The 11416-nt window shown below is 59.2% G+C and carries 9 protein-coding genes and 1 tRNA gene; 9 read left to right on the forward strand and 1 reads right to left on the reverse strand.

The features are described 5' to 3' along the window. The first annotated feature begins 22 nt into the window (after positions 1-22). The 3 genes from ACKVY0_RS23370 (at position 23) to mscL (ending at position 4466) form a co-directional block, all read left to right on the forward strand. Positions 23-2059 carry a 3-hydroxyacyl-CoA dehydrogenase NAD-binding domain-containing protein gene (locus ACKVY0_RS23370; protein WP_409217272.1) on the forward strand — a complete coding sequence of 679 codons (2037 nt, stop codon included), beginning with the start codon at positions 23-25 and terminating at the stop codon, positions 2057-2059. A gap of 23 nt (positions 2060-2082) precedes the next feature. Beyond that, the gene (locus tag ACKVY0_RS23375) at positions 2083-3921 is read left to right on the forward strand and encodes an acyl-CoA dehydrogenase family protein (RefSeq protein ID WP_409217273.1); all 1839 of its coding nucleotides are present in this window, start codon (positions 2083-2085) and stop codon (positions 3919-3921) included. Positions 3922-4001: 80 nt separating this feature from the next. After that, positions 4002-4466 carry a large conductance mechanosensitive channel protein MscL gene (gene mscL, locus ACKVY0_RS23380; RefSeq protein ID WP_409217274.1) on the forward strand — a complete coding sequence of 155 codons (465 nt, stop codon included), beginning with the start codon at positions 4002-4004 and terminating at the stop codon, positions 4464-4466. A gap of 4 nt (positions 4467-4470) precedes the next feature. Here the strand turns inward: mscL and dnaB are convergent, their stop codons facing one another. Further along, positions 4471-5982 (reverse strand): replicative DNA helicase, encoded by a 1512-nt coding sequence (gene dnaB / locus ACKVY0_RS23385; RefSeq protein WP_409217275.1) that lies wholly within the window; start codon positions 5980-5982, stop codon positions 4471-4473. A gap of 186 nt (positions 5983-6168) precedes the next feature. Here dnaB and ACKVY0_RS23390 point away from each other — a divergent pair, with 186 nt between their 5' ends. The 6 genes from ACKVY0_RS23390 (at position 6169) to ACKVY0_RS23415 (ending at position 11414) form a co-directional block, all read left to right on the forward strand. Then, positions 6169-7890, forward strand: coding sequence for a tetratricopeptide repeat protein (locus ACKVY0_RS23390; protein ID WP_409217276.1), 1722 nt, complete (start codon positions 6169-6171; stop codon positions 7888-7890). Positions 7891-7962: 72 nt separating this feature from the next. Continuing rightward, positions 7963-8038, forward strand: a tRNA-Ala gene (locus ACKVY0_RS23395). Positions 8039-8060: 22 nt separating this feature from the next. After that, positions 8061-8753 (forward strand): hypothetical protein, encoded by a 693-nt coding sequence (locus tag ACKVY0_RS23400; RefSeq protein ID WP_409217277.1) that lies wholly within the window; start codon positions 8061-8063, stop codon positions 8751-8753. 105 nt (positions 8754-8858) lie between these two features. Continuing rightward, positions 8859-9956, forward strand: a complete 1098-nt coding sequence (gene dnaN, locus ACKVY0_RS23405; RefSeq protein WP_409217278.1) for a DNA polymerase III subunit beta — start codon at positions 8859-8861, stop codon at positions 9954-9956. 33 nt (positions 9957-9989) lie between these two features. Next, positions 9990-10472: a hypothetical protein gene (locus ACKVY0_RS23410; RefSeq protein ID WP_409217279.1), complete on the forward strand. Its 483-nt coding sequence runs from the start codon at positions 9990-9992 to the stop codon at positions 10470-10472. Positions 10473-10550: 78 nt separating this feature from the next. Continuing rightward, positions 10551-11414, forward strand: coding sequence for a prephenate dehydrogenase (locus tag ACKVY0_RS23415; RefSeq protein WP_409217280.1), 864 nt, complete (start codon positions 10551-10553; stop codon positions 11412-11414). Positions 11415-11416: the final 2 nt, after the last annotated feature.

The raw sequence follows: 11416 nt of genomic DNA on the forward strand, positions 1-11416 counted from the left end.
CATCAACCGCATCCAACTCGCCATGAAAACGCTCCTTATCGACCGCCCCTCCGTCATCCATGATCCACCACACGTCTTGGAGGACATCATCCACGGTCATCCTGTGGTGCCGAAGCATTTCAAACTCGACATTGATCACGATGGGATCGCCTGGCTGCTGTTTGATTCACCCAAGTCCTCGGTGAACGTCTGGAATGAGGAAACGCTGCGTGAGTTTAATCATCATCTCGAATGGATCGAGCACGACACCCGCGTGAAGGCATTGGTGCTGCGCAGCGGCAAAGATCGCATCTTCGTCGCCGGTGCGGATCTTAAAGCCATTCGGAGCATGCCGCATGCACGAGTGAACGATCTCATCTGGCTCGGTCAGGCCGTGTTTGATCGTCTCGCCCGGCTGCGCATGCCGAAAATCGCCGCGATTCACGGTGCGTGCATGGGTGGCGGCTTTGAAGTCACGCTCGCCTGCGACTGGCGCATTGCCAGCGATCACGAATCGACGAAGATCGGCCTGCCGGAGACACAACTCGGCATTCTCCCGGCCTGGGGTGGCTCCACACGGCTGCCGCGACTTCTTGGCGTGCGCAAAGCGCTCGATCTCATCACCAGTGGCAAGCTGCTTAATGCCTCCGCCGCGAAACATGCGGGCCTCGTCAGTCATGTGGTGGCTCCTGAGCATCTCGAAGCCCTCGCTCGTCGTCTCGCCCGTGAAAAACGGCCTGAACCTCGATTCAGCCTCGAAAACCTCTTCACGCCGATCATCCGCCATCTTGCCACGAAGCAGGCATTGGCGAAAACACGCGGGCTGTATCCCTCCATCACCAAAGCCATCGAAGTCGTCACGCATGCGGTGCATGGCACCATCGACGACGGTTTGCTCCTGGAGCGCAATGCGGTGGCAGAACTCATTAAGAGCCACGACAGTGCACGGCTCATCGACCTGTTCTTCAAGCGCGAAGAAGCCAGCAAACGTCCCGCAGTTGGTGGGACGGCGATTCCCATTCACGATGCCGTCGTTATCGGCGCAGGTGTGATGGGCGCTGGCATCGCGCATGCACTCGCTTCGCGTGGCGTTCGTACGCTCATGACGGATGTCACCAACGACAGCCTCGCGCGTGGCCTGGAACGAATTCATGGCCTCGTTTCAGATGCCACGCGCAGAAGGCTCGTCACCAAGGTTCAAGGACGTGACACACTCGACCGCGTCAGCACCACGCACACGCCGGTGCCGCTGAATCGCCATCACCTCGTTATCGAGGCGGCCACGGAGAGCATGGATTTGAAGAAAAAGATCTTCGCCGATCTCGCTGTCCGTGTTTCGAGCGACACCATTCTCGCGACTAACACCAGCGCTCTTTCTATTGCCGAACTGGCGAAGACCGTGCCGCATCCTGAGCGCGTGATCGGCCTGCATTTCTTCAACCCCGTGCATCGCATGCCGCTGGTGGAGATCATCACGCTGCCGGAGACCGCGCCTGATGTTCTCGCCACCGCCGTGAGCTTTGTGCAGAAGCTCGGTAAGACGCCCATCGTCGTCAAAGACAGCCCTGGCTTCCTCGTGAACCGCATCTTGGTGCCATACCTGATGGAAGCCGTGCATCTGCACGAAAGCGGCGTGCCGGTGAAGGACATCGACGACGCCATGCTCGAATTCGGCATGCCCATGGGTCCGATGCGTCTTCTGGATGAAATCGGTCTCGATGTGGCTGCTCACGTCGCGAAGACGCTCGCGGCGGCTTTCCCTGATCGTTTCCCACAGACTGACGCACTCGACAAACTGGTCGCTGCGGGTCATCTCGGCAGAAAAACCGGCCAGGGCTTCTACCGCTATGCAAACGGCAAGGAGATTGCGCCCGAGCGCCATTCCGCGCTGCCGCATCACGAAAGCATCCAGTCCAAACTCGCGGTGCTGCTGAGCCAGGAGGCGATGCGCTGCCTCAAGGAAGGCATCGCCCGCAACGCCGACGACATCGACCTCGCGATGGTGTTAGGCACCGGCTATCCGCCGTTTCGCGGCGGTCCCATCACTTTCGCCCGGGACACGGGCATCATTGATTATTGAACCACGAACAAGAGAACAAGGCCATGAACCCTGCACTCGAAGAAACCAAAACTCTCATCGACACCTCCCGTATGAATGCGGGCCAGCGTGCCGCGCTTGAAATGGCGGAAGGCGCCCGCGATGAACGTCGCAACACCGGCCTCGCCGCCGGCATCTTCTTTGGCGAATCGGATTTCGACAAGTTGCTGCCGTTTCCCAAACAAAGCGTCGAAGATCACGATCAGGGTGATGCTTTCCTGCATCGCCTCGAAGCCGTGCTCGACAAATATGCTGATCCTGATGCCATCGACTCCACCGGCGAGATTCCCGACGAGTTGTTGAGCGAACTCGCGAAGCTCGGTGCCTTTGGCATCAAGATTCCCGTCAGATACGGCGGCCTTGGTTTGTCACAGACAAATTACTCACGCGCGGCGATGCTGCTCGGCAGCCGCTGCGGCAATCTGGCCGCGCTGTTGTCCGCGCATCAATCTATCGGTGCGCCGCAGCCGCTCATTTTGTTCGGCACGGACGAGCAGAAGGCGAAATACCTGCCGCGTTGTGCGCGTGGTGAGATCAGCGCGTTTGCTTTGACCGAAAACGAAGTCGGCTCCGATCCGGCGCGGATGAAAACCGAAGCAAAGGTTGATGGCGATGATTACATCCTCAATGGCGAGAAGCTGTGGTGTACGAATGGCACGAAGGCAGGAATGATCGTCGTGATGGCGAAAACGCCACTGCCTGGCAAACCGCATGCTACTTCGGCTTTCATCGTCGAAACAAGCTGGCCCGGCGTCGAAATCATCCACCGCTGCCGCTTCATGGGCCTCAAGGCGCTCTACAACGGCGTGATTAGTTTTGAAAACGTGCGTGTGCCTGCGGCGAATGTGATCGGTGGCGTTGGCCGTGGCCTTAAAGTGGCGCTGACGACGTTGAACACGGGCCGCATCACGCTTCCCGCTGCCTGCACCGGTTTGTCGCAGCGCTGTCTCGACATCAGCACGCGCTGGGCACGCAGTCGCGAACAATGGGGTCAGCCGATTGGCCGCCACGCGGCTGTGGCCGATAAGCTCAGCCGCATGGCCGCCGATACCTTCGCGATGGAGAGCATCGTGCGTTACGTCTCCGCGTTGGTGGATCGTGATAAGCATGCCGACGTGCGCCTTGAAGCCGCTATTGGCAAACTCTGGGGCAGCGAGAAGTCCTGGCGCATCATGGATGACACCATGCAGTTGCGCGGAGGACGCGGCTTTGAAACTGCCGCTTCACTCAAGGCGCGTGGTGAAGTGCCCGAGCCGGTGGAGCGTCTGTTCCGCGACTCGCGCATCAACACGATCTTTGAGGGCAGCAGCGAAATCATGCGCCTGTTCATTGCTCGCGAAGCACTGGAGCCGCATTTGCGGCTGGGTGCGGAAGCGGTGAACGCCACTTTGCCATGGAAGACACGAGCAAAGGCCGCGATGCGTGCCGCGCGCTTCTACGCGACATGGTATCCGATGAAGTGGCTGCCGTTTGGCTCCGGTGATGCCAAAGAGCGGCTACATCCTGCTTTGCAGGCCGATCTTGATGCCGTGGCACGGCTCAGCCGTGTGCTGGCTCGTCGTTTGTTTCTCGCGATGGCGCTCAATGGTCCGAAACTCGAAAAGCGGCAGGTGCTGCTCGGCCACTTCGTTGATGTCGGTGCGGAGCTGTTTGTGTGGAGTTGTGCTTTGGCGCACGCTGAGGCCAAATTCACGGATTCATCGATGCCGGAGGCCGAAATTGGGAAGCTGGTGCGCTTGGTGAAGTTCTTCGGCAAGATCACCCGCGAGCGTGTTGCGGCGAGTTTTACCAAGCTGCGCACCGGACTCGATTTGGAGAGCTGGAAGGTGGCGCAGGAAGTTTGAACTGGCGTGAATGATGCTGGCTGGATTATATCGTGGCCGGTTCTTCGAACCGGCCACATCCAACACAATCATCCAGCGTCATGCTCAAAGAATTCAAAGCATTCATCCTCAAAGGCAATGTCATCGACCTCTCCACCGGTGTAATCATTGGCGCGGCTTTCACCGGTATCGTCACGGCTTTTTCGAAAGGTATCGTGGAGCCGCTCCTAGCGCTGTTTGGCGGCGGTCCGAGCCCCAAGCTGACAATTCCGATCAAGGAAACGATGGTCGAGGTGGCGAAGCTGGGCGCTGATGGCAAACCGGTGATCGAAAGCGGCAAAGCGGTGATGGAAACGGTGCCGAAGATCATTGAACTCGATCTCGGCCTGATCGTCGGTGCCGTGATCAGCTTTCTCATCACGGCGGCGGTCGTCTTTTTTGTGATCGTGAAGCCAATCAACAAGCTGATGGCGCTGACGAAGAAAAAAGAAGCCGAAGCACCGCCGCCTGCGCCTGCTGCAGACATTGTGCTGCTCACGGAGATTCGTGATTTGCTGAAGAAGTAGCTGGTTAAGGCGACTCGGCTTCTTCGCTGCGTTCCACGAAACGCATGGCGTGGTCAATGAAGCGCAGGAGCACGTCGTCGGTGGGGCCGTTGCGGTTTTTGGCGATGATCAGCATGGCCTCGCCTTTCTTTTTCTCCTCGGCTTCCTCGTCTTCGACTTCCATCTTGGCTCCGGCGTAATCGGAGCGGGTGAGGAGTCCGACGACGTCGGCATCCTGCTCGATGGAGCCGGATTCGCGCAGGTCGGAGAGCACAGGGCGCTGGCCTTTGCGGGATTCCACGGCGCGATTGAGCTGGGCAAGGACGATGATGGGGACGTTGAGTTCCTTGGCGAGGCCTTTGATGCCGGCTGAGATTTCAGCGATTTCGATCTGGCGGTTGTCCTTGGCACGACGGCTGCCGCTGGTGACGAGCTGCAGGTAGTCGATCATGATCATCTGAATGCCGTGCTGCTTTTTGAGACGGCGTGATTTGGCGCGCATCTCCATGATGTCGAGACCGGGTGTTTCATCGATGAAGATCTGGGCCTTTTGCAGATCACGCGTGGCTTTGGCGAGTGCGTCTTGTTGTGCGCGAGAAAGCAGTCCGCGCGAGAGATCCTGCATGCTCAAACGTGCGCGTGAGACGAGCAGACGACGAACGAGCATGGTGGCGCTCATTTCGAGACTGAACACGGCGCAGGGCGTGTTGCAGTCCACGGCGATGTGCTCAACGATATTCATCGCGAGCGAGGTCTTGCCCATAGACGGGCGGGCGGCGATGACGAACATTTCGCCGCCTTGCAGGCCGGAACTCATGCTGTCGAGCTTGCTGTAGCCGGTGGAGAGGCCGCGAAGCTGGCCGGGGTGCTCCAGCATGTATTGAATGCTGTCGATGGCATCCATGACGTGGGTGGAGAGCGATTTGATGCCCTCCTGAGCGCCGACGGATTCACGCACGGCGAGAACCCGCTGTTCGGCGTGGTCGATGACCGTGTCGATGTTTTCATCCATCTGCTCCTTCCCGTGCTCGTAGGCATGATGGATGTTCAGCGAACTGGCATGGATGAGTTCGCGTAGGATGTGTTTATCCAGGACGATCTTTTTATAATACGGAAAGTGCGAGGGGATCGGGACGAAGGCGAACAGCTCCGAGATCGCTGCAGCACCGCCGACTTTGTCGAGCAGGTTTTGATCACGCAGGGCATGGGTGAGCGTGACGGGATCGACTGGCAGATTTTTGTCGTAAAACTCCAGCAGCTTCTCGTAAATGGTGCGGTTGGCGTCGTGATAAAAAGCGAGCGCGGGGAGCGTCACGCGGCATTCGCTGAGGCGCTCGACGGGATCCTGAAGCAGGCAGGAGAGCACGCCTTTTTCTGCCTCGTCACTGAAGGGCAGGGCGCGATTGAAAGAAGCCAGCAGCTCTTCCGCAGAGGGGATTTCGTTGCGTTTTTTAAAGTTCTCGCGGCTTGGTGCAGGTTTGGTGCCACCGCTTGGCGGTGTGGCGTCTGTCGCGGAGGGAATGGGGTTTTCGGCCATGGAGGGCATTCAGAATGGCAGGCTCAAGGAATTGCGTCAACGCCGCACGTTTTGAAGTTTGTGTGTGAGAATGTGTTAGGCCTAATAATATACTTTCATCAAAAGCTTGATGTGTATGGGGTTGCAGCCGAAAAATGAACACCTCCGGAATTACCGGGTCAAACGCCCCTCCATTAACCAACCCATATGTTACTCACAGCAATCAAACTCAAACTCGTGGCCCTCGTCGCGGTCGCCGGCATCGATACTGCCGAAATGCCCACCGCATCCAAGGACTTCGTCAGTGTTCTCGAAACTCTGAAAGTCGAACAGGACAAGGGCGCAAAGAATCCTGGTGGCGGCGATGCCGACATCAACAAGTCATTCAATGACGCCGTCGCCAAGGTGCGCGAACTGGCGCAGAAGGATGATCCCGACGCCACTTATGCGCTGGCCCACTGGGGTGTGCTCAGCGGCGCGAACATCAACGAGGTCGCCGCGCTTTACCGCAAGGCTGCTGACAAAGGACATGTCCTTGCGAAGGCGGAACTCGCCCAGGTGCTGATGCAGGCTGGTGCGCAGGATCCTGCAGCGGTGAAAGAAGCGATCAAGCTGATCAAAGAAGCAGAAGCCGCTGACAGCAGGGTTGCCCGCCGCATGCTGGCACAGCTGCATCTCCAAGGTGTGACCGAAGGTGAAAAAGGTGTCGTCGTTGTGGAGAAGAGCGTGGCAAAAGCCAAAGAACTGCTCGATAAAGGCAACAAAGCTGGTGATGGCGAGGCCACTCTTGGTCTGGCACAATTGTACTCCGCAGGCGTGGAAGGCATCCCGCAGGATCATCAACAGGCACTCAACTATCTGATCGAAGCCGGTAAACAGGGCAACGCAACCGCCCTCAGCACCTATGGTGCCCGCCTCCTCAATGGTGATCCTGACACCAAGGAAAGCCCGAAGCTGGTGAAAAAGGATGTGGCCGAGGCACTGAAGATGTTCAATGACTCCGCCGACAAAGGACTTGCCGCTGCAAGCCGCATCCTCGGTCAGATTTATGAAAACGGTGTCGGTCCTGATGGGGCTGATGTGAAACAGGACGTGACGAAGGCGTTTGAATACTTCACCAAGGCCGCGAATGGCAAAGATCCGCAGGCGCTGTTCCGCCTCGGCAATGCGTTTGAAACCGGCATCATCAAAGACCCCAAGGGCAAGCGTGACGACAAGGACAACATCCTCATCCAGCCGAATCCCAAGAGCGCCCTCGACCTCTATCGCCTCGCCGCGCAGAACAATCTGGCCGAAGCCTTCTACAACGTTGGTGTCTATTATGAAACCGGCACGGTGGTGGACAAAGATCCCGTCAAGGCATTCACCTTCCACATGAAGGCCGCGACAGCTGGCATCGCGCAGGCGATGAACCGCCTTGCCGGCCTCTATGCTAACGGCACCGGCACCACGCAGGACTTGGTGGCCGCCGCCGGCTGGTATCAGAAAGCTGCTGAGATGAACTTCGCTCCGGCGCAGATCGCCCTTGGCATCATGTATGAACAGGGTGCTGGCGTGCGCCAGAACCGCACCGTGGCCATGGGACATTATTCGGACGCCGCCCAGCAGGGCGTCGCTCTTGCCATGCTCCGCCTCGCCAACCTCTATGCGGTGGGTGTGGTTCCCGGTACGCCGGACTTCCCCAAAGCCTGGGCTTATGCCAAGCAGGCTGACGACATTGCCCAAAAGAGCGGCAACAAGGCTGACATTGATGTGACCGCGAACGTCATCAAGCAGCTTGAGGACAAGATGAAGGACACCGACAAGGCCGAGGCCACGAAAATTTACGACAAGATGCCGAAGCCACAGGATGCTGGTGCCACCGCACCTACCGCGGCCCCGGCTCCTGAAGCTGCTCCCGCGAAAGGCGGCGCTCCGAAGAAGAAATAAGCGCTTGTCAAAACAATCGCCTTTGCTAGTCTCCGGCTCCCCAAAACAGGGGAGCCGGTTTTTTTTATTTCCGGGGCATTAGCTCAGTTGGTAGAGCGCCTGCATGGCATGCAGGAGGTCAGCGGTTCGAACCCGCTATGCTCCACCAAATCACGCACAGGATCACCACCATGAAGCACCTGCTGATCTTGGTCATGATCGCGAGCGCAGTCTGCCTGCCGCTTCATTCGTCCGCACGCGAAGTGCAAAGCCACGGCCTGCTGTTTGAGCAATGGCTGCGCGACACCTTCTTCGGCGGTTACAAACCACAGAACTACACGCAGAAATGGGACATCCCCGCCACGGCCAATCCTGATCACGGTCGCATTCCGGTGAATCCGAAGGCCGCGAAGTATGGCACGCCCATCGGTCTTGGTGATGCGTTGCGGCAGTTTGAGATCAACGAAACCTTCCTGCTCATCGTCGGCTTCTGGGAGCAGATGACGCCCACAGAAAAGCGCTGGACGAATGTGCAGGCTGTCACCGTGGCTCCTGAAGCTTGGAAAAAACTCTGGCTGCCGGTCACGCAAGCTGACCTCGACAAGCTGAACGCCGTCATCAAAGACAAGTCCCTGAGCCTTGAGGTAGCACGCAAACGTGCGCAGGAGATCAAATCACAGCCGCCTTTCACCGCCGCTGTCATCCAGGTGAATCCGAAGATCGACGCCAGCCAGCGCCGCCTGCAATGCAGCCTGCGGTTTGACGATTTTTTCAAGCATCTTGCCCCGGCGGCATCAGCCGCACCGCTGCCCAGTCCGCAGATATTTGGCGTCCCCGTTCCCGCTCAATTTATGTCTGCGCCGCGGAAGCTGACCCCGCCCTGATTGCGAAGGAACTCAGATTGCAGTTAGACACCCTGATTTTTCCGCTCAATATCCTTGCCGTTTCAACGGGGTTTGTTAACACATCGCCCCAACGCAGGCATTTTTATGAAGTTCACCATCAGCAAGGAATCCCTCCTGGGAGCCATTAACCAGGTTCAACATGTGGTCAGTTCACGCACCACGCTCGCCATTCTCTCCAACGTCCTGCTCAAGGCGAAAGACGGCGTGCTCGAACTCACCACCACCGACCTGGATGTCGGCGTGACCTGCTCCGTGCCTGCCGAGGTCGATGAACCCGGTGCCACCACCCTCCCGGCACGTCGTCTGGCCACCATCATCCGCGAACTGCCGGCGGAGGAGATTGAGGTGAAGGTCGATGAGAAAAACGTCGCCTCCATCCGCAGCGGCCCCAGCTTTTTTAAGGTGCTCGGCCTCACCAGCGAGGAATTCCCAGCGCTGCCCCGTTTCGATGATGCGCGCGAGTTCCGTATCGAGCAATCCGTGCTGCGTGACTGCCTGCGCAAGACCAGCTACGCCATTTCCACCGACGAGACACGCTATGTACTCAATGGCATCCTCTTCTCCTTCAAAGACAACGCCCTCACGATGGTCGCCACCGACGGACGTCGTCTGGCGATGGTCGAGCAGGAACTGGAGTTCCCGCAGAGCCAGGAAATCGACATCATCGTGCCCACCAAGGCCGTGAACGAGCTGTCCCGCCTCCTGGGTGATTCCGGCGAAGTCGCCATCCGCGTCACCGGCTCGCAGGTCGGCTTCGATCTCGGTGACGGACTGCTCGTCAGCAAGCTCATCGACGGCAACTACCCCAACTACCGCCAGGTCATCCCTGGCGAATCCAAGGAACGCATCCCGCTCGACCGCGAGGCGTTCCTCCGCGCCATTTCGCGCGTGTCCCTGCTCGTCACCGAAAAGTCGAACTCGATCAAATTCATCTTCACGCCCGGCAACGTCGAAATTGTCGCCACCTCGCCCGATATTGGTGAGGCGCGTGAATCGCTCGCCATCAATTACAAGGGCGCGTCGATCACCATCGCCTTCAATCCTGAATTTTCGATGGCACCCTTGCGCAATCTCAGTGCTGACGAGGTTCACCTGCACCTCATTGATGAAATCAGCCCTGGCGTGCTGCGCAGCGGCACCAACTTCCTCTATGTGCTCATGCCCATGCGCGTGAACGCCTGATCCTGTTCGATTTCCACCCACCTGAACACGCCAATGAAACGTTGCCTGCAAGCCTCCCTGCTGATCGTGACCGCAGCCAGCATGGCTGCATGCTATGGTCCCACTCCTCCCCAGCCCAGGGGCGCACGCGGTCGTTCGCTCGATGTACCTCCACGCTATGGCGTCTCCCAGGAGCAGACACAGTATTTTGAAGGAGTAACACAGGCGGACCCTGACGCGGCGGCAGTTCAGCCCCCGAATCCCAATGCACCAGTGACGGGCGACAACGTCACGCCACCGCCGACCAATGACAGCACCACGGCGCCACCACCAGTCGCCGTCACGCCGCCCACGAACACACCGCCGCCCCAGCCTGTCGCCCCTGCCGAGATTCCTTTCGCACAGCGTATCACTGGGAAGCCTGGCTTTGTGAAAAGCCCGTTCGATCCGAACGGCCAAGCCATCGACGTGCGCGACTTCCAGTCCGGTCAGAAGGCCAAATGCCCCTACACCGGCAAAGTTTTCCGCGTGCCATGAGACCTGCGCCTCATGCGCGGTTGGATGCAGCAAAGGAATGCCACATGAGGTGATTCCTGCGCCATTTACCTCCGTCTTGTGTCCATCGAACGTTCCATCGCCATCCTCAGTCCCGGCCTGCTCGGCGGCTCACTGGCCAAAACCATCCTGCAGCGCATGCCCGGCATGGAACTCCGTATCTGGGCGCGGCGTGAGGCAGCGGTGGCGGAGGTAAGACGCGAATTCCCTGCCGCCACCACCAGCACCAGCATCGCCGAAATCATTCACGGGGCCTCCCTCGCCGTCTTGTGCATGCCCATCCAGCACATGCCGGACATCGCACGCCAGATCGTTGCCGGTGAACTCGCGGATGATTTGATCGTGACCGATGTGGGCAGCGTGAAAGGCAGCGTCGTCGCCGCCTTGGAGCCGATCTTTGCGGGCACCAAGGCCGCCTTCCTCGGCAGTCATCCCATGGCCGGTTCCCAGCGCACCGGCCTCGCGCATGCCAGCGGCGACCTCTTTCACCGGGCCGCCTGCCTGCTGACACCCACCGACACCACGCAGCGCGCACACCTCGATCGTCTGCGCACGTTCTGGATTAAGCTCGGCTGCCGCGTGCGGGAAATGACGCCGCAGGAGCACGACCGCACCGTGGCGCGCATCTCCCATCTGCCGCACACCATGGCCGTGCTCACCACCCTCGCCGCCCTCGGCAAGGATACAGGCGTGCTCGACAGCTCCGCCGGCGGCTTCCGCGACACCACCCGCGTCGCTGGCGGTGATCCCGAAATGTGGGCCGGCATTCTCCTGCACAATCGCACCGAGGTCATCGCCGCGCTCCAGGATGCCTCCGGCGCGTTGCGAGAGCTTCTTGAAATGCTCCAGACCATGGACGAAGAAGCCCTCCGCCGTTTCCTCACGCAGGCCAAAGCCCTGCGCGATCTCCTTCCGGCGGGTTGACG

It is taken from the genome of Prosthecobacter sp. (assembly GCF_046154365.1).
GTDB lineage: Bacteria > Verrucomicrobiota > Verrucomicrobiia > Verrucomicrobiales > Verrucomicrobiaceae > Prosthecobacter.